The 24,717-nt window shown below is 45.7% G+C and carries 22 protein-coding genes and 1 pseudogene; 5 read left to right on the top strand and 18 right to left on the bottom strand.

Annotated elements, in window-relative coordinates; genetic code table 11:
• Positions 1-67: 67 nt before the first annotated feature.
• The 10 genes from H6F66_RS06520 to lgt all read right to left on the bottom strand — a co-directional run bounded on the left by H6F66_RS06520 (position 68) and on the right by lgt (position 10,768).
• Positions 68-403 carry a DUF5615 family PIN-like protein gene (locus tag H6F66_RS06520; RefSeq protein WP_190419443.1) on the bottom strand — a complete coding sequence of 112 codons (336 nt, stop codon included), beginning with the start codon at positions 401-403 and terminating at the stop codon, positions 68-70.
• Positions 372-707 (bottom strand): DUF433 domain-containing protein, encoded by a 336-nt coding sequence (locus tag H6F66_RS06515; protein ID WP_190419441.1) that lies wholly within the window; start codon positions 705-707, stop codon positions 372-374. The genes H6F66_RS06520 and H6F66_RS06515 overlap by 32 nt, the downstream gene beginning before the upstream one ends.
• A 147-nt stretch (positions 708-854) precedes the next feature.
• Positions 855-4,022 (bottom strand): efflux RND transporter permease subunit, encoded by a 3,168-nt coding sequence (locus H6F66_RS06510; RefSeq protein ID WP_190419439.1) that lies wholly within the window; start codon positions 4,020-4,022, stop codon positions 855-857.
• 37 nt (positions 4,023-4,059) lie between these two features.
• A complete protein-coding gene (locus H6F66_RS06505; protein ID WP_190419437.1) occupies positions 4,060-5,373 on the bottom strand; it encodes an efflux RND transporter periplasmic adaptor subunit in 1,314 nt (437 codons plus the stop codon).
• 242 nt (positions 5,374-5,615) lie between these two features.
• Complete coding sequence (locus H6F66_RS06500) at positions 5,616-5,969, bottom strand: phenylpyruvate tautomerase MIF-related protein (RefSeq protein ID WP_190419435.1); 354 nt, start codon at positions 5,967-5,969, stop codon at positions 5,616-5,618.
• 163 nt (positions 5,970-6,132) lie between these two features.
• A complete protein-coding gene (locus H6F66_RS06495; RefSeq protein ID WP_190419433.1) occupies positions 6,133-6,615 on the bottom strand; it encodes a flavin reductase family protein in 483 nt (160 codons plus the stop codon).
• A gap of 109 nt (positions 6,616-6,724) precedes the next feature.
• On the bottom strand, positions 6,725-7,123 hold the full coding sequence (locus H6F66_RS06490; RefSeq protein ID WP_190419431.1) for a zf-TFIIB domain-containing protein: 399 nt from the start codon (positions 7,121-7,123) through the stop codon (positions 6,725-6,727).
• A 516-nt stretch (positions 7,124-7,639) separates the two neighbouring features.
• Positions 7,640-8,473, bottom strand: a complete 834-nt coding sequence (locus tag H6F66_RS06485; protein ID WP_190419429.1) for a dienelactone hydrolase family protein — start codon at positions 8,471-8,473, stop codon at positions 7,640-7,642.
• 138 nt (positions 8,474-8,611) lie between these two features.
• Positions 8,612-9,454, bottom strand: coding sequence for a precorrin-4 C(11)-methyltransferase (gene cobM / locus H6F66_RS06480; protein WP_190419427.1), 843 nt, complete (start codon positions 9,452-9,454; stop codon positions 8,612-8,614).
• Between the two features lie 432 nt (positions 9,455-9,886).
• Positions 9,887-10,768 carry a prolipoprotein diacylglyceryl transferase gene (gene lgt / locus H6F66_RS06475; RefSeq protein ID WP_190419425.1) on the bottom strand — a complete coding sequence of 294 codons (882 nt, stop codon included), beginning with the start codon at positions 10,766-10,768 and terminating at the stop codon, positions 9,887-9,889.
• Positions 10,769-10,947: 179 nt separating this feature from the next.
• On the opposite strand from lgt, the gene rlmN reads away from it, so the two are divergent.
• The gene (rlmN, locus tag H6F66_RS06470; protein WP_190419423.1) at positions 10,948-12,009 is read left to right on the top strand and encodes a 23S rRNA (adenine(2503)-C(2))-methyltransferase RlmN; all 1,062 of its coding nucleotides are present in this window, start codon (positions 10,948-10,950) and stop codon (positions 12,007-12,009) included.
• Between the two features lie 54 nt (positions 12,010-12,063).
• Here the strand turns inward: rlmN and H6F66_RS06465 are convergent, their stop codons facing one another.
• Positions 12,064-12,243 (bottom strand): replication restart DNA helicase PriA, encoded by a 180-nt coding sequence (locus tag H6F66_RS06465; protein WP_190419466.1) that lies wholly within the window; start codon positions 12,241-12,243, stop codon positions 12,064-12,066.
• A gap of 673 nt (positions 12,244-12,916) precedes the next feature.
• Complete coding sequence (locus H6F66_RS06460) at positions 12,917-15,250, bottom strand: glycoside hydrolase family 31 protein (RefSeq protein ID WP_190419421.1); 2,334 nt, start codon at positions 15,248-15,250, stop codon at positions 12,917-12,919.
• 482 nt (positions 15,251-15,732) lie between these two features.
• Here H6F66_RS06460 and H6F66_RS06455 point away from each other — a divergent pair, with 482 nt between their 5' ends.
• A complete protein-coding gene (locus H6F66_RS06455) occupies positions 15,733-16,341 on the top strand; it encodes a hypothetical protein (protein WP_190419418.1) in 609 nt (202 codons plus the stop codon).
• An 18-nt stretch (positions 16,342-16,359) separates the two neighbouring features.
• Here the strand turns inward: H6F66_RS06455 and H6F66_RS06450 are convergent, their stop codons facing one another.
• The 4 genes and pseudogenes from H6F66_RS06450 to H6F66_RS06435 form a co-directional block, all read right to left on the bottom strand.
• On the bottom strand, positions 16,360-17,361 hold the full coding sequence (locus H6F66_RS06450) for a zinc-dependent alcohol dehydrogenase family protein (protein WP_190419416.1): 1,002 nt from the start codon (positions 17,359-17,361) through the stop codon (positions 16,360-16,362).
• 270 nt (positions 17,362-17,631) lie between these two features.
• Positions 17,632-18,585: a type II secretion system F family protein gene (locus H6F66_RS29230; protein ID WP_190419414.1), complete on the bottom strand. Its 954-nt coding sequence runs from the start codon at positions 18,583-18,585 to the stop codon at positions 17,632-17,634.
• A gap of 89 nt (positions 18,586-18,674) precedes the next feature.
• Positions 18,675-19,238: pseudogene (locus tag H6F66_RS06440) on the bottom strand (endonuclease/exonuclease/phosphatase family protein); the annotation flags it as partial.
• A gap of 547 nt (positions 19,239-19,785) precedes the next feature.
• The gene (locus H6F66_RS06435) at positions 19,786-20,124 is read right to left on the bottom strand and encodes a hypothetical protein (RefSeq protein WP_190419410.1); all 339 of its coding nucleotides are present in this window, start codon (positions 20,122-20,124) and stop codon (positions 19,786-19,788) included.
• Between the two features lie 183 nt (positions 20,125-20,307).
• Between H6F66_RS06435 and coaD the strand changes: the two genes are divergently transcribed.
• Complete coding sequence (gene coaD, locus H6F66_RS06430; protein ID WP_190419408.1) at positions 20,308-20,859, top strand: pantetheine-phosphate adenylyltransferase; 552 nt, start codon at positions 20,308-20,310, stop codon at positions 20,857-20,859.
• The gene (locus H6F66_RS06425) at positions 20,769-21,473 is read left to right on the top strand and encodes an ATP synthase F0 subunit B (protein ID WP_190419406.1); all 705 of its coding nucleotides are present in this window, start codon (positions 20,769-20,771) and stop codon (positions 21,471-21,473) included. Before coaD ends, H6F66_RS06425 begins: the two co-directional genes overlap by 91 nt.
• Before the next feature lie 198 nt (positions 21,474-21,671).
• On the opposite strand, the gene cysC is transcribed toward H6F66_RS06425, so the two are convergent.
• Positions 21,672-22,262 (bottom strand): adenylyl-sulfate kinase, encoded by a 591-nt coding sequence (gene cysC / locus H6F66_RS06420; RefSeq protein ID WP_190419404.1) that lies wholly within the window; start codon positions 22,260-22,262, stop codon positions 21,672-21,674.
• Between the two features lie 336 nt (positions 22,263-22,598).
• Between cysC and gor the strand changes: the two genes are divergently transcribed.
• Complete coding sequence (gene gor, locus H6F66_RS06415) at positions 22,599-23,999, top strand: glutathione-disulfide reductase (protein WP_190419402.1); 1,401 nt, start codon at positions 22,599-22,601, stop codon at positions 23,997-23,999.
• Between the two features lie 312 nt (positions 24,000-24,311).
• Here gor and H6F66_RS06410 read toward each other — a convergent pair whose 3' ends face one another.
• Positions 24,312-24,530: a hypothetical protein gene (locus H6F66_RS06410; RefSeq protein WP_190419400.1), complete on the bottom strand. Its 219-nt coding sequence runs from the start codon at positions 24,528-24,530 to the stop codon at positions 24,312-24,314.
• Between the last annotated feature and the right edge of the window lie 187 nt (positions 24,531-24,717).

The following is a 24,717-nucleotide window of genomic DNA, read 5'->3' as shown; positions in this document are numbered from 1 at the left end:
AAGTTATTTTTATAATTAGCTTAACAAGTAGCGATCGCATTCCACCTTATAAGCGCGATCGCTTCATTCAAAGGAATTCAACGTGATCGCGCATATCTTCGGGTTCCAGCAACTCCCAGATTAAAATTAGACCGCGTAAAATGTCACCAATTGAACGACTGCCTTGGTAACAGTAAACAATGCCAGAGTGTTTGACACCAGCTTGATGAAGTCGCAGAAAATCCGCGTCAGCCGTAAAAATTACCCTACTTTGGGAAAGTGCAAACTCTATTTGGATCTCATCCGATGAGGAAATTAGCCCTTTTTCTGCTGTAGTCGTGACATTTATACCACGGCGTCGTAAACCATCAGCTATTGCACTGTTGACATTCTCATCCAAGTGGAACCGAATCGTTTGTGGCATTTCGATTCCTTAGTTTTTGCTGAACAAGAGAAGGAGTTTGAACCTGCAATTCTTTAGCAAAGGCTTCATCCTCTCGAATTTGTTGTCGAATTTCTTCCAGATTATCGTGGTAATACGCCAAGGCAGCGTATACATCTGCTAAAGTGATACCCGGATACTGGGAGACGATTTCATCAGGAGAAAGCCCCATTCTTTCGTGCCAGATAACCACATCCTGCACTTTAATCCGATGTCCAGCAATGCGTGGTTTACCAGCACATACGCCGGGAGTAATTTCAATATGTTCTGAGATCACCGATTCCATACATATCCTTGTCAATAGATAGGATTATCTAAAATAGATCGTAACGAGATATGCGATCGCATTCCACCTCACAAGCGCGATCGCTTCTGTAAAATAAAACCCCGTAGGTTGATACTTACGAGGTTTTATTTGTGAAATGCACTCTAACTACTTCTTACCGACTGGGAATTTATCTTGTTCTGGGTTGGGAGTAGCGGGAAGCGATCGCTTCTCCTCGGACTTCGTTCTACGTTCCTCTGCCCTAATTTTCTGCCGCCCTTTTTTGCCAAACCCGTGCTTCAAAAGTTGCATAATCCGGCGCTGCAAATTGTCAACATAGGTAAATAGAACTGGCACCACCAACAACGTCAGCAGTGTAGAAGTTGTGAAGCCACCCATCAGCGCAATTCCCATCGGGCTGCGGACTTCAGCCCCCGCGCCAAGTCCCAAAGCTAGGGGAATCGTTCCGGCAATGGTAGCCAGAGAAGTCATTAAAATTGGTCGTAAACGATCCACCCCAGCGGCTATTAACGCCTGATACTGTGACTTACCTTCTTCCAAGTTGATTAACGTATAGTCAACTAGCAAGATAGAGTTTTTCGTCACAATCCCCATCAATAGGACAATCCCAATCAGCGCGTATAGCCCTAACGCTTTTTGGGCAATCATCAAGCCCAACAATGCGCCGCCCAGAGACAAAGGCAACGCCACCATAATTGTTAGGGGATGGAGGAAATTGTTGTACAACAGCACGAGGATGGCATAGATACACATGATTGCCAGTCCGATTGCAGAACCAAAGCGACCAAAAATCTCCTGCATAATTTCTGCATCCCCGGCAGATTCTTGCGCCACTCCGGGGGGAAGGTTTTGCAGGGCAGATAGTGTCTGCACCTGTTGAACAGCATCACCTAGAGAAATGCCTTGCAAGTTTGCTTGTACCGACACCTGACGGGCGCGATTAAAGCGATCGATTTGGGCGGGCCCGCTGCCTAAGCGGATATCAGCCACTGAGACTAGGGGGACGAGAGTGCCATTTTGCCCTGGTACTTGCAAATTCTTTAAGGTGTCGATGTCCTCCCGCCTTTCCGGGTTGATTTGCACCCGGATGGGAATTTGCCGATCTGGGAGGTTAAACTTAGCTAGATTTGCTTCATTGTCGCCGATGGTAGCAAGAGAAGCAGTTCGCGCGATCGCTTGCACTGTCACTCCCAAATCTGCTGCCCTTGCGGGATTGGGAATTATCAGTATTTCTGGTTTTACCAAAGAAGCAGTAGAAGTTACTTCTACTAAACCAGGTACTCTTCTCATCTGCTTTTCCAAAGCATCAGCTGCGGAGTTTAAAGGTTCGGGATTTTCGCTTTTGAGGACAATTGATAAATCCTTCGTGCTTCCTGCTGCACCCTGACTTTGGAAACTGATTCGCGCCCCCGGAATTTGGGGGAAAACTTCGCGCATCCGGTTCTCAAACTGCTGTTGGGAAAGGTCGCGGTCTTCCTTGGGTTTGAGATTGATGAACAAATTGGCGGTATTAACTTCTGTTGTCGCTAAGACACTTTTAACTGCTGGACTTTGGCGAATAAGATTGGTTGTCTGTTGCACAACTGCTTTTGTGTCCTCCAGGGTGGAACCGGGAGGTAATTGTACGGAAACTTCAGAGAAACCAATATCGCCGTTATCAAATAATCCTTTGGGGATAAACGGTACTAGCGCCAGACTGCCCGCAAAGAATGCGATCGCAATTATGATCGTCGTCAACCTGTGACGTAAAGACCATTGCAGCAAAGAACGATATGGCCCAAACCGATTTTTACCCTTTTTCTTAGCCCCATTCCCATTCAGGTTTGAGGGTGAGGTTTTCTTTGGTTTGAGTAAATAAGCGCCCATCATCGGGGTGACAGTACGCGCCACCAGCGTTGAAAAGATTGTCGAGACAGCAACCGTCACCCCAAACGGTTGAAAAAACTGCCCCGGAATGCCGCCCATAAACGCCACTGGCAGAAACACCGCGATAATTGTCGCCGCGCTGGCCAGCACTGCTAAACCCACTTCTGCCGACGAATCCAACGCCGCCTGGAGGGGTGTTTTGCCCATATCCATGTGGCGTTCCATGTTCTCAATTTCTACAACGGCATCATCTACCAAGTTTCCCACCGCCAGCGCCAACGCCAACAAAGTCATGTTGTTGAGGGTATAGCCCAGCAAATACTGTACGGCGAAGGTGGGAAGCATGGACAACGGCAACGCTACCGCAGTAATCAACGTTGCCCGCCAGTTCCGCAAAAAGATCATAATCGTCAGTACTGCCAGCACCGACGCTTGGATCAAGTCATCGATGGTGCCTTCGTAAGATTCGCGGATGAAGTCAGCGCGGGTAAAGATTAGTTCTAGCTTGACATCAGGTGGTAGAGTTTTTCGCAGTTCTTCTACTTGTTTGCGTACCCCTTCTTCCACCGTGACTAAGGTGCTGCCAGTGCTACGCAAGACGGAAAAAGCTACAACTGCTTGGTTATTCAGCAACGCTGCTTGTCTTGGTTCTTCAAAGCGATCGCTTACTTCACCAAGAGTGGACAAAGGCACTGAACCGCCGTTGGGAAGGACAATTTCATAGCTTTTCAACACGTTGACATCGCTGGCGCTGCCAAGTGTGCGGATGCTTTGTTCGCTACCGCCTAACTCTGCTCGTCCACCGGGTAAGTTGACATTAAAAGCGCCAATCTGGTCGTTTACCTGGGTGGCGGTAATGCCAAGGGCTTGCAGACGAGACGGATCGAGGTCTACCCTGATTTCTCGGTCAACGCCGCCCACCCGTCGAATTTGCGAAACTCCCTTTACAGATAGCAGAGAGCGGCTAATTGTTTGGTCAACCAGGTTACTTAATTCTTCGACTGACCGACGATTGGAAACTACGGCGTAGTTCATAATCGGCCCGCCAGCAAATTCTAGCCGTGTAACGATCGGGTCGTTGATGTCTTGAGGGAGACTTTGGCGAATTTGGGCCATCGCATTGCGGACATCATTGGTGGCGCGATCGCTATCTGTCCCCAACACAAAATTAACGACGGTTGTTGATATGCCGTCGTTTACTGTTGATTGAATTTCGTCAATATTTCCTAACCCCGCCACCGCATCTTCAACCTGTTTGGTGACTTGGGTTTCTAGTTCTGTTGGCCCTGCACCAGGCTGAGTAACAGTGATGGAAACTGCTGGTACATCAACATTTGGGTTGATATCAATGCCTAGCCTGGTAAAAGAAAACCAGCCTATAACTGTCAAAACTAAAAATAAGACCAGCGTTGGAACGGGGCGACGAATTGACCAAGCGGAAATGTTCATAGAACTTTAATTGCTAATTGCTAATTGCTGCTAATTGCTAATTGCTATTAGCGATGCGGACTCTATCGCCATCTTTGAGATATCCAGCACCTGCGACAACTACGCGATCGCCCGGTTTGAGACCGCTTTGAATTTCCACATTGCCACCACTCTCAACTTCCCCTACTTCTACCTTTTGCGCTTGAACGGTGTCTTCACCCGTTAGCAGGAATACAACTGCACTCCCATCCGGTTGAGGTAGCACCGCTTTGGCAGGAACCGTGACCCCAGTGGTAGTTGTGGTAGTAATGGCTGCACGGGCAAACATTCCCGGTCGCAGCAGCGAAGTTGGCGGCAAGTCTATTCTTACCGTTGCTTGGCGGCTTTGTTCGTTAACCAGAGGCGCAATTTCTCTAACTTGCCCCTGCAAGCGGACGCGGTTATCGGTATCGGAAGTGACAAGCACTGGCGCACTAATTTCTACTTGCGGTAGCTGAATTGCCGGAACCTTTGCCTGAAGTTCTATCTGTCCATTGCGAATAATCGAAAACAGCTTTTGGGATGGATTGGCTACATCCCCAATTCGGGCAATTTTCTCGGCGACAATCCCGCTGGCGGGCGCGCGAACAATTGTTTGCCCTAGTTGAGTTTGCAATTGTTGCACCCTCGCCTCAGAACTTCTAACATCAGCTTGGGCGCTGCTAATATTCGCTTGTTGTAGACGAACAGCCTCTCTAGCGGTTGCAGCTGCTGTGGCACGAGTTTCTAGTTCTTGACGAGCGATCGCGCCTGCTTGGGCAAGTTGCTGATAGCGCTGGAGATTGGTTTGGGCTTCTGCAAGGGTAGCGCGGGCTTGCCCTAAGGCAGCTTGTCTTTGCTGCACCACGGCTCGATTAGATTCTACATCCGCTTTCGCTTGGTCAAGTTGCGCTTGCAGCACGGAATTATCCAAAACTGCCATCACTTGTCCGGCTTCCACCAGTTGCCCTTCTTCTAGCAGGACTCTCTGAACTTGTAACCCTGTGGACTGGGGTAAAACTGGTATGAGTTCGCGGGCTGCAACTGTACCAGTAGTTTCCAGCCTGCGGGCAATGTTGGTAGTTTTTGCTGGGGCGATGGTGACAGTTTGGCTAGGCGGTGCTGGCTGAGTTGTGGAAGCCTTGGGTGTAGATGGTGGGCGAGAACGTATAGCCCCAACTCCTGCTGTTAGGGCTACACCCAGCCCTAAGCCAATCGCCACGCCGCGCCATCCCGCAAGAATGTTTCCCCCGCCTCTAGGTTTCCGCCTCTTTACTACTGATTCTTCTAGTTCACTTTCCCAGGTGTCTTCCGATTTATCGTCTTCTGTGTCTTTTGAAGTTTCGTTAAGCACCGCGATCCCTCCCCCTTCTGACCCGACCAACTTAAATTTAATGCAAAGAAATATTGCAAAGTTCTTCTTTAAGTATGACGCTTTATTGCGGGTGAAAGGTGCCGAGAGGAATGCGATCGCCTTCTAAAGAGTTGTAGTCAGTACGACATCGCTCTAGGAACGTAAAACCAAAGCGGCGGGAGGCATCAATATTTATTTAAGTGAAAGTTGCGATCGCACCGGACTAAAATCTAAGCGATCGCTTAACCAAAAGTTGAGCTATTCCATCCCCACATTGAACCTTTGGCATCAGCAAACTCAATATATATTCTGTTTTTGGACACCTGGAGCTTCTCATTAATTTGCTGGCAAAAGTCCTCACTCATTGCCTTAGTTTGCGATGAACTCATGTTGCCAACACTTTTAATTTCGATGTAACACGCAGGCTCAACAGTGCCGCCAAAAGTCATGGCTACGTTCGGCTCAAAAGCTGTCATTACATAGGATTCCGGTTTACCTAAATGCTTTGCCAAATTTGCCGATAGACTTTTTAGTAACCCGTCAACTGTAGCTTTGTCCGGAGAATCAACAGAAGTTTGAACTTTGATTAGAGGCATAATCTTGTTAATTGCTAGTTGCTAATTGCTAATTGCTAATCGTGTTATTGGTTACTAGGTATTGAGGTAGTATTTTCCCCAATCCCCAGTTTCCAGTCCCCAGTTCCTAGTCCCCAGTTTCCAGTCCCCAATCCCCATTAGCAATTAGCTTTTTTTCCCTTCTTTATCCGCCGTATTGCCAAGGCGTACTTTCGAGTAAAAGCGCATCACCTTCGCGGTGGACACTAGCAGCAATTACTTCTCCGACATAGACAGTATGATCGCCCTGTTCTACTGCACCGACGACCTTACATTCTACATAACCGAGAGAGTCAGTGATGATGGGACAACCAGTTTCTTCTCCCAGATAGAATTCCACATCTTCAAACTTATTACCAACGCGACGCTGTGGTTTGAAGAATTTCTGAGCGATTTCTTGTTGTCCCGCCTCCAGAAAACTGAGAGCAAACACGCCACTAGCTTTAATCATGGCGTGGGATTTAGAATCCTGCTTGACGCAATTTACGACAAGCGGAGGATTAAACGATGCCTGCATCACCCAGCTGGCTGTGAAGCCGTTAACTTCTTCGCCATCTTTGACACCGCAGATGTAGATTCCGTGGGGAATCTTACGCAGAATTGTTTTTTTAGCTTGTTCGTCTAGCAAGGGTCTACCTGTGCGATCGCTACTACAATGCTAAGTTTATCAATATTGATAAACTTAAGCGCCACGATAGGTAAAAATTATTTTACCTGACCGAGTAATTCAAAATTGTTTAGCGTCTATTTCCTCTCAAAACTTTGTTAAACTTTCCCACAAGTCCTTGTGACTTGAAGTTATCCTTGAAATTTTTAAATTCTCCGGCATCTAACCAAACACCATTGCATATTCGGCATTTTTCATACCATATACGGTGCCGATCGATATCAACCATGCGGAGCATTTTCTCATGACATATAGGGCAATTAACCTCTCCGCTAGATGAGTTTAACTCGCTGCCTGTTTGAGGATTGCCAATGTCTAAACTTTCAGAACCTTTAATGGCTTTTAGTTTCTCTACCTCAAGGGAGTCAAACCAAATTCCTTTGCAGGTAATACAGCGGTCTACTTCAATTGCTGCATAAACGATTTGTTCTAAGCTTCCCAGACACTTTGGGCATTGTATCTGACGCATATTGATTAAGTACATGACACCTGATCTCCAGGTTATCGCAGCAACTATGGAGGGGCGAAAAAATTGATCTGTTGAAGATGCGATCGCGAAGCGCTGACTTGTCAGTTCGCGCTTTTGAGAAGCTTATATAGCGTTTCAAGGGTTGGGTGCGATACATCTGTAGGGACGTGGCAATGCCATGTCCCTACTAACGTGGACTGAATGTTAGAACCGCGATATATTCCACCCAAGTGAGAAGCTTATAAAGAATTGTGGGTTGGACTTGTAACGACCAACAAATTCTCAGGTCGTGTTGGGTAAGGTGTCTCAACCATTCCCTACGCGGAATGGTACTAACTTAAGCAGTTAACTAAAGTTCCGGCTTAAAGCTTCAGTCCGTTTTAACGGACTGAAGTGCCTACTATATATAAATTTCAACCTGTTTTAACTTTGAGCCGTGAAATTTATTTCACGGCTTTATTTCACGGCTCAAAGTTAAGTGCCATTCAACCTACGCAGGTTTTTAAATTAAGCTTCTCAAGCGACACCATGCTGCTTAAACCATGCCTGTAGGCGTTTCCAACCATCCTCAGCTTCCTCTTTCCGGTAGCTGGGGCGGTAGTCGGCAAAGAAACCGTGCGGAGTGTCTGGGTAAAGTACAATTTCCGAAGGACTCTCTGCGGCTTTGAGAGCTTGACGCATCTTTTCTACCGTCTCATTAGGAATTCCGTTGTCACTGCCGCCGTAGAGTCCCAGAACTGGTGCTTTTAACTCGTCTGCAATATCAATGGGGTGTTGGGGAGTAAGGGGACTAGACTCGCTAACTAAGCGTCCGTACCAAGCAACTCCAGCTTTTAGGTTCGGGTTGTGGGCAGCATACAGCCAAACGACGCGCCCACCCCAGCAAAAGCCTGTGATTCCGAGTTTATCTGCGTTCCCCTTACTTGATTTAGCTGCCCAAGCGACAGTTGCATCAAGATCGGACATGACTTGAGCATCTGGAACTTTCGAGACAACTTTGGTGATAATTTCCTGAATGTCGGTGAGTTTGGAGACATCGCCTTGACGGGCATATAGTTCAGGCGCGATCGCTAAATAACCCATTTTGGCAAAACGGCGGCATATATCCTGTAGATGTTCGTGTACGCCAAAGATTTCCTGCACTACCAACACCACCGGGAAATTGCTGCCAGTCGCAGGCATTGCCCTATATGCTGGAATTTCCCCATCTGAAGCAGGAATCTTTACCTCACCCGCCACCAAACCTTTAGCATCTGTAGTGATAACTTGGGCAGAAATCGGGTGAACTGCTAGGGCAAATCCTGCGGCCAGCGTGGTTACAGCGATAAATTGTCTGCGTGTGAATTGCATTAGCGGTTTTTCTCCAACATATTCTTACAAAAGTGCGCTTACGTCGCATGGTGGCGCTAGACAAGCAAAGCCTGCCAACGCAAAGGCTTTATATAATTTAAGGCAGCGAAGGCAAACTTCGTTGGCAAAGCATCCAGGCTAAGGCGATGTGGGCGACTGGCGAAATAGGTGGCTGTGTTCGGGATGGTAAAGACGCGAACGGCGTTTGTCCGTCGCCAGAGGCTCTTGCCCTGCCACATTACTCAAAGCTGGACTAATTACATAAAGTGTGGTACGGATTAAATTTTCCTGCCTAGTTACAGCTGCCATTTGGTGCAGGGGAACTACCCAAATTTTTTCATCATGCCACCCTAAGCGAAAGCAAATCGCTACTAGTGTCTCGGCGGGGTAGTGTTGCATTAGTTTCGCTTGTGCATCTTCGACGTGACGCGCCGCCAGGTAAAGACATAAAGAAGCTTGATGCGCTGCTAGAGATGCTAACTCTTCTCGTTCTGGTACGGCGGAGGCGCTACCACTGATGCGAGTCAGGATAATAGTTTGTACCAATTCTGGTACAGTTAGCTCAACTTTGAGTTTGGCAGCAGCAGCTTGGAAGGCGCTGATGCCGGGGACGACTTCAAAAGGAATATCTGCCTCATTTAAGGCTTGCATTTGCTCGTGTACGGCACCGTAGAGACTAGGATCGCCAGAGTGGAGGCGGACTACAGATTTATGCGATCGCACTCTTTCGATCATCACTGGTAAAATCTCTTCGAGAGTTTTATTACCAGTGCGGATAATCTCCGCGTCCGCACGCACACCCTGCAAAATCTGCACGGGAACCAGGGAATCAGCAAATAAAATTACATCTGCAACAGCCAGTAATTTTTGCGCCTTGACAGTCAATAAATCTGGATCTCCCGGCCCTGCACCGACGATGTAAACTGCTGGTGCCAAGGGAGGCAATGATTTTTCACAGATAGATTCAGTTACATCAGACACTGTAAAACCTCGGAAATGGGGATTGGGGATTGGAGAAATAGAGATTTTAATTTGTTGGTTTTGATGAGCCGCACCCGTGCTATCTATTATCTGAGATGCTGTAGAACAAAAAATTTGGCTTATTTGCGGCAATGTTCCGGGTTTTTCCGATTTTCCTAGTAATCAAGTAATGGTAGATGCACCCTGGTTTGGCTCTAGAGTTAATCTCTAGGGCTTTTTTTTTGCAAAATTTCCTTTGTCTTTTGAAGAATTGCTAATGTTGTGACCCAGTTCTTCAGATACCCGACTTCTTGAAGAAGTTGGGTATCTCGTCTTCTCGCCTTCAGATTTGTGAACTTTCTCAAATCAATTAAATGCACAGGAAAGAGGCACAGAGAAGTTCATCAATTCTGCAAGGATGACTATATCCTGGTTATTCCCATTAGCTAATGGCTAATGACTAATTTCATCAGCATTCTGATTATTGGGGGATGATACAACATCTGGCAGAGAGCGACGGAATAGATAAAGCCAAGCTAAACCAGCTAATCCTAGAGTCATTCCACTCAGACTTATTACTTGAGCAATCCGCAGTGGGCCCAGCATCAGACTATCGGTACGTAATCCTTCAATCCAGACGCGGCCGGCACTATAAGCCACCATGTAAACTAAAGCGAGAGTACCCAATTTGAGGCGTGGTCTCTTCAAATCTCGAAAAAACAAAGTTATCAGTAATCCAAATACCATTAAATTCCAAAGAGATTCATAGAGAAAGGTAGGATGGAAATACTCAAAATTTTTGTACCCAGCCGGACGATTAGGGTAAGGAATAAATAGTTTCCAGGGCAGATTTGTCGGACGACCGAAGGCTTCAGAATTGAAGAAATTGCCCCAACGTCCGATTGCTTGACCGAGAATCAAAGAGGGCGCTACCAAGTCGGCTAATTGCCAGAAGGGAATTTTTTGAAGTCGGGCAAAAATCAAAGCTGCCAAGCTACCGCCGATTATGGCTCCGTGAATGGCAATGCCACCTTTCCAGATCGCAATAATATCACCTGGCTTTTGGGCGTACTCTGACCACTGAAACAAAACATAGTAGAGTCGGGCGCTGGGAATTGCCGAAACGATTAGCCATAGTGCCAAGTCGCTGATTATGTCTGGGTTGACTTTACGGCGCTTCGCCAGATACTGAGAAAGGCTTACCCCAATTAATACCGCTGAGGCAATTAAAAGGCCGTACCAACGGATGGTTAAAAAAGGCCCCAGTTCAACTAGAGTCGGGCCTGGGGAGGCAAATTGAAAAGCTAGAGGCAAAGTGGAAATATCAAGAAGCATGGGCTTTGGTTGATCGTATCTTGGGGATCGACCCGTTAATGTGCTTTGCTTTCATGTGAGCATCGCACTTCAATAGTGTATCGGATGCTTGCTTCGAGTCTTGCTATGTCAACAGCTATACCCTACTCCACTTTTAAGCCAGAAGCTATAGCATAGAGATCCTAGAAAGATTTACTGCTATGTCTCAAGTTACTCCTATGATTACTACCGATTCGTCTACCAAAACCTTAACTCGTCCCCTGTTGGGTTTAACCCAGTCAGAATTAACCCAATGGGTTGAGGAACAGGGACAACCCGCTTATCGGGGACAGCAACTATATCAGTGGATTTATCAAAAAGGGGCGCGATCGCTTTCTGAGATTACTGTATTTTCTAAACAGTGGCGCGACCAAGTAGCCGATTTCCCCATCGGACGCTCAACCCTACATTACCGCTCGGTCGCCCCAGACAAAACGGTAAAATATCTGCTGCGACTTGCTGACGGTCAAATTATCGAAACTGTTGGTATTCCCAGCGAAAAACGCTTTACTGTCTGCGTATCGTCTCAGGTGGGTTGTCCGATGGCGTGCGACTTCTGCGCCACTGGTAAGGGAGGTTTCATCCGCAACCTCGCCAAACATGAAATCATCGATCAGGTGTTGACGGTTCAGGAAGACTTCGGGCGACGAGTTAGCCACATTGTATTTATGGGGATGGGCGAACCGTTGCTGAATACAGATAATGTACTCGGTGCAATTGAATCTTTGAACAAAGATGTGGGAATTGGACAGCGGTGGATGACAGTTTCTACGGTGGGAGTACGCGATCGCATTCACCAACTCGCTAAACATCAACTGCAAGTCACCCTTGCCGTCAGTCTGCACGCCCCAAATCAGGCGCTACGCGAAAAACTCATCCCTACCGCACATCGCTATCCTCTAGACGAGTTATTAGTAGAATGTCGCGAGTACGTAGAGATAACTCGTCGTCGCATCTCCTTTGAATATATCTTGCTGGCAGGTGTAAACGACCTCCCAGAACACGCCGAACAATTAGGCAAACAGTTGCGGGGTTTCCAGTGTCACGTTAATTTAATTCCCTACAATCCTATTCAAGAAGCCGATTATCAGCGTCCTAGTTCTATCCGGATTCAATCTTTTGTTTCCGCTTTGAAAAAGCAACATATTGCTGTTAGCATCCGCTACTCGCGTGGTTTGGAAGCAGATGCAGCTTGCGGACAACTTCGTGCCAGTAAAAAGTAAACTCTGATCACGAATCTAAAAAGGCAAAAGAATTCTTTTGCCTTTTTTTACTTTTTATTTATGGGCGTATAGTCCAGGCGCATAAGCTTCTATCACTTTGCCAGTGAGAGAGCAAGTCACCATCAAGTAGTCGCAACTGTGGCATTGTGTCCGAGTCAGGTTACTACTATTAATATAGTGACGTTCTGCCGGACTGCCACAGTTTGGGCATCTAATTGCTTGGACTATTTCCATTTTTAAAGTCTTCATTTGAGTCAGTTTCTTAAAGAAAAAATTTGTCAAATTTAGCAGCAATGCCGCTAGATAAAAATTAGCTAAATTGTTAATTTAGCTAAACTCAATATTTTAAAAATTGTAAAGATTCAGAAGTAAAAATAGTAAATTAATTGTATTGGCGTATGCCCTACGCCTCAACGCATAATGACTTTTTCTTGCTGTTTACTCCTGAAGGCTTACATAAAAAAGATTGAGCTTTCTTTTCTATTATGTCCCCATCATTCCTAATTAGCCAGCAAATTTAAGGATTTTTAATTAATTCAGTCCTAAGAAATATAATCTATATCCTTTGATCCCCAGGCGGATTACCTGCATATAAAGGGCGTATTCGCCATAAATAGCCGTATTTAGACCTTTGAAAAGTGAATCAAATTTAAAGCTTGTGTAAAGTTTGCCCTATATTAAGCTCTGATTTGTATGTTTTTTTACACCAGTTAGAAATGTTTCTTTGCCAAAAATACAGCCAGAAGGATATATTTTTATTAAAAATAAAAACATTTAAGATTTAATTAATGTTTTTCATCAGTCTGTGGACATATTCAAAAGTGACAAAAGATAGAGATAGACGCGATCGCCTACTTCAACGCACCTCTGCGTTGCGGCGCGATCGCGCGATCGCAAGCGTTTAAACTTAAAACCTCAGCTGGCGGGAAGTGCCATCATCAACGAAACGCTGTTCGCCCACACCAACCACTTGTACAATGGTTTGGCGGCTTGGTGTCCATTGCCCTTGACGCGCCTCGATATCTACAATTGTTTCCAGTCCCTCAGAACTAACACGGTAGGTTGTAGTCGCCCAAGCACCATTTTGATATTCAAAAGTATGCCCATCATCTTCGTAAAGCGTAAATTCGCCATTTCCGGGGAAGATGCAAAGAGTAAGTTCCTCTAATGGATGCTCATCAACATACTGCATCACAGGCTGCATTGGGATGATCGCACCAGCACGCACGTAAAGCGGCATTTTTTCTAAAGGTGCGTGTGCTAAAATATGCGTCGATCCTTCATAACGCTCTCCAGTCCACCAGTCGTACCAAGTGCCTTCGGGAAGATATACAGCGCGGTATTCAACTCCCGGACGATAAACGGGTGCAGCCATCAGCGACGAACCGAGCAATACCTGATCGTAAAGTTTATAAGTGTGGGTATCGTTGGGGAAATGATACAGCAAAGGGCGCAAAATCGGTGCGCCTGTGGTCGCGGCTTCCCAGAAAAGAGTGTAGAAATAAGGTAGCAGCTGGTAGCGGAGATTAATGTATTCGCGGCAGATATTTTCTGTGCGATCGCCAAATACCCAAGGTTCGTGCTGCGCTGTCGTCATCGCCGAGTGTCCGCGCATCAAGGGGTACAGCATCCCCACTTGCATCCACCGCGCGAATAACTCAGCAGTGGCATTTCCGGCAAAACCGCCAACATCGCACCCGACAAAAGCCACACCCGATAATCCCATATTACAGAGCATCGGCAGTGAGTTTTCCAGGTATTCCCACAACGATTGATTATCGCCCATCCATACGGAAGAGTAGCGCTGAACCCCGGCAAAACCGGATCGGGTTAAGATAAACGAGCGCTGATTAGAACGCAATTTTTTCATGCCTTCATAAGCAGCTTGCGCCATTGACTGTCCGTATAAGTTATGAGTTTCGGCGTGGGTAGTGCGTTCTGCTTCGGAACCTTGCGGCGCATCGGCGGGAAACCAAATTTTTTCCCCAGGATCTCCGAAAGGACGATCTGCGATCGCTGGTTCGTTCATATCATTCCAAATCCCAGCAACACCCGCCTCAGTTAAACTGCGGTGCAAATCACCCCACCACTCTCGCACTTCCGGACGCAAAAAGTCGGGAAAAACAGCTTTATCCGGCCAAACGTAGCCGTGGAATAACTCACCATCAGTCTTTCGCACAAAGTAGTTTTTTGCAACACCCGCGTCGAAAACGTGATAATCGCCTTCTGGCTCGTACTTCACTCCCGGATCTATAATAGTTACCGTCTTGAAGCCATCCTGCGCCAGTTCGCTTACCAATTTTGCTGGTTCCGAGAAGCGCTTCGGACTCCAGGTAAAAACCCGGTAGCCGTTCATGTAGTCAATATCTAGATGAATTACATCGCAGGGAATGCGACGTTTCCGAAATTCGGCTGCAAGTTCCCGCACCACATCTTCTGACTCGTAACTCCAGCGACATTGGTGATAACCAATAGCCCACTTCGGCGGTAACGGCATTCTACCTGTTAAATGGGTGTAGGTACGAAGAATTTGCGCGGGTTCGGAACCATAAACGATGTAATAATCCAACTCATCGCCTCGCGTTTCCATCCGCAAGACTCCTGGTTCTTCTGCACCAATGTCAAATTGACTCCAGAATGTGGTGTTGAAGAAGATACCATAATTAACATTTGGGCGCAGGGCGATAAAAAATGGGATGCAAGTGTACATCTCATCAGTGAGCGAGTCATAATCTAGAGCATCAAGTGTCCAGTTCGTCTTAACTTCGCTTAGTTTGTCGAGTAGTCGGGTGCGTTCGCCAAAGCCATAGAAATGTTCGTCAGCTTCGATGCGCTTCCAAGTTGCGATCGCGCCTGTACGCCAAGCCATTCCCATACCAGTATCGTGCGCGATCGCTTGACCTGCTTTATCAAAACACTCTACACGACACTCGTTACGTTGAACGCGCACGCGAAGCTGTTCTGTTAAAATCTCTACCGCTGCATCAGTTTCTTTTACTTCAAACGGTACAACTGACCATTCTGCATCATCAGGTGTCACCGCCCAAGACCGACGCGGCATAAATTCGCCCTTTGGTGCCAAGCGCACCCGAATTAAATTTGCTGCTAGTATGCTGATGGCAAGATGCGAACCACCACAATCAAAATCTACACCCTGCTGGTGACGTTGTATTCCTTGTACTGCCCCTATAGTTGACCAAGATGCCCCTGTTGTGGGAAGTTTTCCAAAATATTGCGGCATAGTTTCTGGTTTTACAAATCAATATCGATTCCACCAGTTCCAATGGACAATATACCCACAGGCTGAATTACTTCGTCTGTAGGTTAGCGAATAAAAAACCTAACCCCCAACCCCTTCCCGCCTCTCCCTAACCCACAGGAGAGGGAAGCCGAATAAATGTTTTGTAGGGGGAAGGGGCGAAAAAAGCCCCTCCCCTAGCACCTGGTGGGTTGGAAAGAGGTCACAGACTCACAATTAATCCTGCAAAAGTTGTGTTGGAAACAGTACAAATTGCGCGCCCAAGGGTTAATAAAGATAGGAGTTACGCACTGGGAACCAGGAAATCAATTTCCTGGCTGAAAGCCCAAGTCAGTTGAAACTGACTAAAAAACCTCAAACCAACCCATTTCAATGGGTTTGGGCTTTGAGCCGGAACTTTAGTTCACGGCAAGTGCGTAAGTTCTGAAAGATATAAAATCGAGCAAATTTAGTAACGCTGTCTTATGCTTTCGCAAATCGTGCGCCCAATGGTTCGCACTCAAATTCGGTCACTGGCTAACTCTTTGGCAACTCGTTCCACACTAATTTCGACGATAGCCCAATGGCTGGGATTTCTTGGTGTACAGGCACAGGTGACTCACCTGGAGGCGGACTCTGACCAAAAAATTTCTATTTGTTTGACAGTAGGCAAACCCGAAGGGTGCGACTCTCACGACTGGCAGCAAATTGTCCACAATCTCAACCAAGAAGCAAATGATGTCCCAGTCGAGTATTTACAGCCTCAGTTGACACCTCAGCAACAAAGTAAGCTACAGCGCTTGTTTGCCTATTTAATTCAAGTTGCCGAACCGGAGGTGAGAGTTGGTTGGGAAATCCGATCTCATCAGCTGCAAGGGCTGGGTTTAGATGAGCAAATGCTACTAGGCATCAGGTCGGCGCTGAAAGTTCCCCAGTCGCTTGACCGCCTGATGGCAGGAATTGACCCAGACTTAGCAGCGATCGCACTTCCCAAAGCTGTCAGCATTGCTTGGCTTGATGGACAAGTTAATTCCTCGGAAGATGACGCTTTAACTGCACTTTTGGAGGTAATGAAGCAACCGGCAAAACTGTAGTCCATAGTCGAATTATTGCTAATCAATTACTAAGGCAATTTTCCCTGTAACTGACCCAGCCTCTAACATTTTGTGAGCTGCTGCTGCTTCTACTAAAGGGAAGGTTTTACTAAGGCGAATTTTCAGCGAACCTTCATCAATCCAGGTTGCACATTGTTCTAAAATTTCTGCCTGGTGCTGTTGCGCTTCCACAAGTCCCTGCAACATCGGAGTTAGCATCAGTTCAAAGCTGATTCTGAGATTGCGCGATCGCGCTGTCTTCCAATTAATATAAGCTGGGTCAGGCTCCAAAATCGTCACCACATCCCCGTAAACCCGCACCGCCGGAAAAGTTTTATAAAATGTTTCCCCGCCTATCGTATCAAAAGCTAAATCTACGCCCTCTCCTCCAGTCCAATCTAGAGTAGCTTGCACAAAGTCTGTTTCTTTATAAAAAATTACCTGATCCGCACCCAACTCGCGGACAAACTCAGCCTTTTCTTCAGAACTGACAGTAGTACAAACATCCGCACCTTTCAATTTAGCTAGTTGAATTGCTACATGACCAACACCACCAGCACCAGCATGAATTAATGTCTTCTCTCTAGGTTCCAAACGTCCTCGTTCATATAAGGCTTCCCAGGCGGTAATTAAAACTAGAGGTGCAGCAGCCGCTTCAGCAAAGTTCAACGATGCAGGTTTCTTAGCAACAAAATGCTCATCTACCACAGCTTTTTGTGCATAATTGCCCAGCTTAGCACCCAATCCACCACAGCAGAAATACACCTCATCTCCTACTTGAAATCGCTGCACTGCATCACCCACAGCTTCCACCACGCCAGCACCATCACAACCTAAAATAGCTGGCATTTTATCGGGATAAAAAGTGCCGCGTCCCCGCAATTTTGTATCAATTGGGTTAATTCCCGCTGCATGGAGACGCACCAAGATTTCTGTATCTTTTTCTATGGTGGGATCTGGTACTTCTTGAAGTTGTAAAACTTCAGCTTCGCCAGCTTCTGTCATCAACACTGCTTTCATCTTTAATTCCGATAGCTTTTGGATAATATTTTACGCGATGTGCAAGTTTTATTAATTAAAATTATATTTTATTCTTTTGGATAGATTTTGATGGTTCTATAGTAACCTAAATTATGCGTGAAACCCTGTAGGGACATGGCAGTGCCATGTCCCTACAGGGCGAATACTCATTCACTTAAATAGGATTGCTATATAGTAGGACATTGCTTATCTAGTAAGAAAAAATATTTCCGAGGTGCAGAGAAACACGATTAACTTCTTCCTCTCAGCTTAAGTTGGTAGCGGGTTTATTAGCGAGTTAATCGCTCTAATTCCTACTAACGCCACCAAACATCCTAAGCTTATAATACTCGCAGGGCGCAAGATGCCCTGTAACTGTTGCAAGCTTCGATCTAACTCGCTTTCGTAATATTCCCCCATTTTTAGTAACGCCTCGTCGAGATTTCCTGTTTCTTCGCCAGTGCGAATATACTGAATTGCAATTGGCGGTAATTTGCTTTGTAGGCTTTCACTGAGGGTTCTTCCGGCGCGAATTTGTCGAGAAGCTTTCGCGACATGGGTTGATATCTGAGGATCGGGGATATGCGATCGCAATAATTCTAAGGCGGTGAGGATGGGAATACCGCAACTTAAGGGCAACGCCAACTCGGTAAAATAAAGTAGCGATCGCGTTTGGATTATTTTCCCCAAAACGGGAAGTTTCGCTGCTAACCGCTGTAACCCTCTACCTGGAAAGCGAAAACTCAACAAACTTACACCAACTAAAAGCAATGCTAACCCAATACTGCACAGCCAAAAACCAGGATGGGTGAGATTTTGGGGGTTACGCTTGAAAATTGCAGCTGCGAGTACCAACAGACTCCAAATCAGCGCGATCGCGCTTTGGAGTACCGAACGATAGAGGCGTTCTCGTTTGGCTTGGGTAAAGTGTGCGATCGCTAGTTTTTTAAAAGCTTCTGTTAACGATCCACTATATTCTGAATAGCCTATCAAGCTTATCGTCCAACTGTCAAAATATCGAGAATCAAGAGCAAGCGCCCCCGCCAAACTTTGACCTGTTCCCACAGCTACTGCTACTTTCTGTAAATAGCTTCCAAAAGCAGAATTTTGACCTTTTACCGCCAAGTTTAAGCTTTGCTGTATCGACATGGCATTCAGCAAACTTGCGAATTGTTGAAAAAATAGAGCCTTTTGTTTGGTTGTTAATTTTGCTGGTAGAGGCACTGTTAAATTTATTATTGTTGCTGTTTACAACAATTGTAGTAGGTTGAGGGGCGCGGTGTTTCAAGTAACGAAACCCCACAAATCCTACTTTAAGGTTTTTTAGGGATTACTATATCGGCAATTACGGGCCGATGATCTGACCCCACATCCCTACCTCTGCGAAAATTCTTAACCTGGATTTCTGGACTGACTAAACAATGATCTAAGGGAATATAAACCCACGGAATAGGAGTTTTCCATGTTGGTAAGATGCCAAACCCCTGCCGAGTATTAATAAGTCCAGCATTATCTACCATTTTTTGATAAAAAGGCGACCACATAGTTGTATTCAAATCTCCCAGTAACACAACTGGATTTTTAATTTCTCGAACATAATCTCCTATCGCTTTAAACTGCTGATTACGCTGTTTAAAAGAAGAGTTTCTAGTGGGGATATTAGGATGAGTGGCGATAATTGACACCACTTTTCCTTGAATAGTTACATCCGCCAGTAAAGCAGGTCTACCTTCTCCCAAAGATTTTATTTGGGTGTTTTCCACAGGCAGTTTACTATAGATTTGTAGATTTAGGCTTTTTTCAGGCATTTTTGAGGTAAAAGTGTATGGAAGAATATCTTGTAATTGTTCTAACTCTTTTGACCAAAGATTGTTGACCTCTAAAAAAAAACAACATCTGGTCTTTCTTCTCTAACTAGTGAAATAATTCTAGAATAATTTTTATTTTTATAATATACATTCGATAGTAAAAATTTAGAACTTTGTTGTAATTGTTCAGATGCTATCGCTGGCTGAGGAATATACCAAGGCAGAACCTCAAGCAAGTTTAAAATTATACAAAGTAGAGTAATAATAAATAAAAGCTTTTTTCTGCGTGGTCTGAGTAAAAAGAAAATAAAAGGACAAAAGCTAAGAATTAAATATTGAAGCTTGAAATGGGAAGTAAGTTCTAATAATTGGTGGAATCTTCCAAAATAACCAGCCAGAGAGAAAAGGGCTAGGACAACAGTTAAGAAGGTAAATCCTTTTTTGAGGAGGCGTTTTCCTTGAGGAAAAGGGCGGATAAGGTTTTTAGAGGATGTTTTAAAAGTCTCCTTGACCGACTTTGGCTACTTCAACTACTCAGGCTTTACTACGATAGAATCAACGGTTGAGGCTACTTAGTCTCCTTCTAAGGTAGCTTTCAGAACCCAATTTGACCCTTTTAAAACATCCTCTTAGTAACAGCCCATTTGAGCTTAATTTTCAAGTCAGTAGAAAGTGGGAATTTGTCAATCTCTTTAAGGAGGGTTTCTTCAGGTTCAGAGTTGCAGCGCTTTTGATAAAACCAGATTAGCAAACCATCAACAACAATTTTGCTCAAAGCGTTGGCAATTAATCCGACAATTACTAAAATTATCAAACCAACCGCTGCACCCAAGGGGGAACCGAGCTTTCCCAGCGCTGTGCTAATAGCTGCGTCACCAACTGAACCACGCAATTGCGTCAGGAGTATGAAACCTGGCAATGATAGAGTGATGAGGATTCTGGCGATCGCATCCATCGATTATCTTGGTGTATAGTGCGTCCGCTAGTATAGCTATTCCCCAAAGAGTGCTGGATACGCTCTTTCAGGGGGGCAAAAAGCGATCGCGCTGGTGACAATCGCCAATAACATTTAAAAATTCGCAGTTTTTGGGCTAAGGAACCAGTAAAATTGCCTTAAGCTAGCTGAGACTTATCCCCCGTGATTGCAATTTATCCAGGCAGCTTCGATCCGATTACCCTAGGTCACTTGGACATCATTAAGCGCGGCTGTCGCCTTTTTGAGCAGGTGATCGTCTCCGTGCTGCGTAATCCTAACAAAACGCCACTGTTTACAGTGGAGGAGCGGATAGAGCAGATACGCATATCTACCCAAGGCTTGCAAAATCTAGAAGTAGACAGCTTTGATGGTTTGACGGTTAATTATGCCAGAATGCGGGGGGCAGGTGTGCTGCTGCGCGGTTTGCGGGTGCTTTCTGACTTTGAACATGAGCTACAGATGGCTCACACTAATAAAACGCTTTTCGAGCAGATTGAGACGGTTTTTCTGGCTACTTCTAACGAGTACAGTTTTTTAAGTAGTAGCGTAGTGAAAGAGATTGCCAGATTTGGCGGCTCTGTTGATCATCTTGTTCCCCAGCACGTCGCCTTAGATATCTACCGATGTTACGCCAAGACTCTTCCCGACTCGACCCCGACAGTAGTGGACGCTTCCCGGAAAATGAATTACCCGATAGTGGATCATCCGGTGTAGATATTCAGGGGGAACTCGACCGAATTGAGGAAATGATTCTCGATAGTAGGCGTATCCCTTTAACTGGTATCCGCTTGATTGATGAGGAACCGTTGCTGGATCAGTTGGATCTGGTGCGGATTAATTTGCCATCGGCTTTTCAGGAAGCGGAAGAAATTGTCCGCCACAAAGAAGAAATTCTCCTGCAAGCCGAGGAGTATGCACAGCAGATCATTGAGGCGGCTGAACGACGCGCCGATCAGATTTTGGATGAAATGGGCATTATCCGACAAGCCGAACGGGAAGCTCAACAAATCCGGCAAGCTGTGCAGCAGGAGTGCGAAGCGATGAGTGAGCAAACAATCTCTGAGATTGAGCGAATGCGCCTACAAGCACAACAGGAACTACAAGAGATGCGATCGCTTGCTATGCAAGAAGCTGAAGACATTCAAAATGGAGCTGACGATTACGCCGATCGAGTTCTTGTAAATATCGAGCAGCAGCTTAACGATATGTTAAAGGTAATCCGCAACGGTCGGCAACAGTTGCAAAGTGATGTTCCGACTCCACGTAATGCCCATACTGATGCTGGCGGTTCCTCAACCCGCACTTCCCCCAATTCACCTAAAAAATAAGCAACGTTGGTTTCCTTCGAGTCTCTGCCTCTCCCAAAGGCAAGAAAAGCTCTAGTAGTAAGGCGGTCGCTTCACTACTAGAGCTTTCCTCGGCAAAGTTGTTTCAAAAGACCCGACTTCTTAGAGAAGTCGGGTCTTTTGCCTTCACGAATTATTTACGACTGGTGTAGCATTCCCAGTTGGAGACTCTTAACGAGACTAGATTACATAACTATTTGCTACTAATTTGCCATTGTTGCTAAAAATGCCTAATGGTTTAACATAGCCCATTTCTTCTAGCTTGAATATCACTTTTTCCATGCTTTGAGCTATGCTTTCGGCGTTTGTAGAACATTCTACTTCCGGGTTGAGAGGCGGCTCATAAGGGTCATCAATACCAGTAAACTGTTTAATTTCTCCAGCTCTAGCTTTCTTATACAAGCCTTTAACGTCGCGCTGTTCGCAAGTTTCTAGCGGTGCATTGACATAGACTTCAACAAAATCCCCGATACGCGATCGCACTTCTTCTCTAATTTCCCGATACGGTGAAATTGCTGAAGTAATTACTATTACCCCATTTCGCGTCAGCAGTTGAGACACAAAACCAATGCGGCGGATGTTCTCGTCCCGATCCTGTTTACTAAATCCCAAATCCTTAGTTAGGTTTTCGCGCACAATGTCACCGTCGAGAATTTCAACCTTGTATCCCCGTGCCTGTAAAGCTTGGGCTACTGCCTTGCTAATGGTGGTTTTACCTGCACCGCTTAAACCCGTAAACCAAACGGTTACACCACGCTGTTGTCTTTCCATTTTGCCTCACTGAATTTTTAAGTGTGCTTCCCTGTGAATACAGGCGATTCCAGAAAATTTAACTTAAGAGCATCGGTAGATCAAATAAGCTTTCTGTACGCCTCAATTTAGTATTCCCCACCATAAAGACGAAATTTGCACCCTGAAAGTTTTCAAGTAACAAGTATAAGCTAAGACTTTCATTTGCTTTGGCTACGGGGAAACTGGACAGGAGGGGACAAGAGACTACAAGCGCTACACAGAAAATTCCCAATCCCCACTTCCTTTTTGCTCAAGATAAACACCCTCAAAGCCTGTGTCTTTTACACTGGTTAAGAAAAGAGAGTATTTGCCATCATGACATTTGATTACGATTTATTTGTGATTGGGGCGGGTTCTGGCGGTCTAGCGGCATCAAAACGGGCGGCTAGCTATGGGGCAAAGGTAGCGATCGCAGAAGGAGATTTAGTCGGCGGTACCTGCGTCATCCGTGGTTGTATCCCTAAAAAGCTCATGGTCTACGCCTCTAAATTTTCCCACCTGTTTGAGGATGCCGCAGGCTATGGCTGGACTCTGGGAGAGAGAAGCTTAAACTGGGAGCATCTGATGACGACTATCGACAAGGAAGTCCACCGTCTGAGTCAGTTGCATATTGGATTTTTGGGAAAAGCTGGGGTGGAGTTATTTAAGAGTCGTGCCACTTTGGTAGATCCTCATACCGTAGAAGTTGATGGAAAAAGGTACAGCGCTGACAAGATTTTGATTGCAGTGGGTGGGGAAGCCATCAAGCCGAATTTACCAGGGATGGAACATGCTATTACTTCCCGCGAGATATTTCTCCTCAAGGAACAGCCGAAGCACATCGTCATTATTGGGGCTGGCTATATTGCTGTAGAATTCGCTTGTATTATGCACGGACTGGGATCGAAAGTCAGTTTGTTGCTTCGAGGCGATCGCATTCTCAAAGGCTTTGATGACGATATTCGCGTTGGCATTCAAGATGCCATGTCCCATCACGGCATCAACATTATCACAAATGTTACCGGGAAAGGCATTGAGCAAACCCCAGAGGGTCTAAAGGTTGTCTTCACCGAAAAAGGCAAAGACGCGGATACAACCCTCACCGCAGATCAAGTTCTAGCCGCCATCGGTCGCGCACCTTTGTTAGGAAAACTTGGTTTGGAGAATGCGGGCGTTAAGGTTGTTAATTGTGAGGACGAAGATTTACCCAGGTTGCACGGGTACAGCGTCAACTGTGCCATCGAAGTCGATGAGTACAGCCGCACCAACCAACCTCATATTTTCGCTGTAGGCGATTGCACCAACCGGATCAATTTAACCCCCGTCGCCATTGGTGAAGGTCGCGCTTTTGCCGATACTGAATTTGGTAACAATCGCCGGGTATTCAATCACGAAAATGTTGCCTCCGCCGTATTTACCCAGCCAGAAGCCGCTACGGTGGGAATCAGCGAAGCCGATGCGCGGAAAAAGTTGGGCGATGACAACGTGCAAATTTATCGCGCCCGATTCCGTCCTCTGTTCCACAGTTTGACGGGTGCGGATGAGAAAGTCACGGTCAAGTTAGTAATTGACAAAAATACCGACCGGGTGCTGGGCGCTCACATGGTGGGCGACTATTCCGCTGAGGTGATTCAAGGAATCGCGATCGCAGTCAACATGGGAGCCACCAAAAAAGACTTCGATGCCACCGTTGGCATTCATCCTTCGACAGCAGAAGAGTTCGTCACTCTGCGATAAATTCCCCCTACTGTGTTATTATCCCCCCGCTCCTGAAACTTTCTAGGGGCGGGTGTTGCTATTTGAGTTATCTGTTGGACTTAGAGAATCTCAATCGCTATTAAATTATGTTATGTAGCAATCCTATTTGAGTTGTGAGCCAGCCCTTCAGTTCCCCGACTTCTTAGAGTCGGGGATCTAGCCTTGAGGAATCATTTAGGAGTGCTATATCTATGGCTGCTAATGAGTGCCTCCGCTGCTCATCAATAATTACTAACTATTAATCGACCATCAACGAAGCAATTATCGAGACATAGTATTATATTTAATCTATTATTCCTCGTTCTCACCAAAGTTAAGTGTTTCTTCGAATGCTCTTTCTGCACTTCTTTGTATATCGATAGGTCTATTTAACACGCATCCGGCATTATCCGGACTAAGATTACAACCATTTATATCTGGAGTTAAACTAGATAAAAAACCTGCGCCCATTCCCAGCATTAAAGCAGTTCCAGCAGTAGCTATAGATAAATTCTGGTAAATTCTAATCATATTTACTGAGATTAGCTAAACACGTAAATTAATATACTTATAATTACGAAATTTTCAGGTAAAGTTTTGGCAAATATAGCTGTATTCATGCTCGTTAGGACGTAGACTAGAGAGACCGCTTACGTCTACCCCTTTCTATGGCTAAACCTTACAGCGATGACTTCCGGCAAAAAGTCATGCAAGCGAT

This window comes from Trichocoleus sp. FACHB-6 (assembly GCF_014695815.1).
GTDB classification, from domain to species: Bacteria; Cyanobacteriota; Cyanobacteriia; order Cyanobacteriales; family FACHB-T130; genus Funiculus; species Funiculus sociatus.
Note: the sequence above shows the minus strand (reverse complement) of the source record. Positions and strands in the feature narration are given on the sequence as shown.

Coding starts and splice junctions, on each gene's coding strand:
- H6F66_RS06460 (WP_190419421.1), bottom strand. CDS start 15,250: ATGCCGCAATATTTTGGAAAACTTCCCACAACAGGGGCATCTTGGTCA.
- H6F66_RS06515 (WP_190419441.1), bottom strand. CDS start 707: ATGGAATCGGTGATCTCAGAACATATTGAAATTACTCCCGGCGTATGT.
- rlmN (WP_190419423.1), top strand. CDS start 10,948: ATGTCTCAAGTTACTCCTATGATTACTACCGATTCGTCTACCAAAACC.
- gor (WP_190419402.1), top strand. CDS start 22,599: ATGACATTTGATTACGATTTATTTGTGATTGGGGCGGGTTCTGGCGGT.
- H6F66_RS06450 (WP_190419416.1), bottom strand. CDS start 17,361: ATGAAAGCAGTGTTGATGACAGAAGCTGGCGAAGCTGAAGTTTTACAA.
- cysC (WP_190419404.1), bottom strand. CDS start 22,262: ATGGAAAGACAACAGCGTGGTGTAACCGTTTGGTTTACGGGTTTAAGC.
- H6F66_RS06455 (WP_190419418.1), top strand. CDS start 15,733: ATGCTTTCGCAAATCGTGCGCCCAATGGTTCGCACTCAAATTCGGTCA.
- H6F66_RS06410 (WP_190419400.1), bottom strand. CDS start 24,530: ATGATTAGAATTTACCAGAATTTATCTATAGCTACTGCTGGAACTGCT.
- H6F66_RS06490 (WP_190419431.1), bottom strand. CDS start 7,123: ATGCGTCAGATACAATGCCCAAAGTGTCTGGGAAGCTTAGAACAAATC.
- H6F66_RS06435 (WP_190419410.1), bottom strand. CDS start 20,124: ATGGATGCGATCGCCAGAATCCTCATCACTCTATCATTGCCAGGTTTC.
- H6F66_RS06485 (WP_190419429.1), bottom strand. CDS start 8,473: ATGCAATTCACACGCAGACAATTTATCGCTGTAACCACGCTGGCCGCA.
- H6F66_RS06520 (WP_190419443.1), bottom strand. CDS start 403: ATGCCACAAACGATTCGGTTCCACTTGGATGAGAATGTCAACAGTGCA.
- H6F66_RS06465 (WP_190419466.1), bottom strand. CDS start 12,243: ATGGAAATAGTCCAAGCAATTAGATGCCCAAACTGTGGCAGTCCGGCA.
- H6F66_RS06425 (WP_190419406.1), top strand. CDS start 20,769: ATGTTACGCCAAGACTCTTCCCGACTCGACCCCGACAGTAGTGGACGC.
- H6F66_RS06500 (WP_190419435.1), bottom strand. CDS start 5,969: ATGCCTCTAATCAAAGTTCAAACTTCTGTTGATTCTCCGGACAAAGCT.
- H6F66_RS06510 (WP_190419439.1), bottom strand. CDS start 4,022: ATGAACATTTCCGCTTGGTCAATTCGTCGCCCCGTTCCAACGCTGGTC.
- lgt (WP_190419425.1), bottom strand. CDS start 10,768: ATGCTTCTTGATATTTCCACTTTGCCTCTAGCTTTTCAATTTGCCTCC.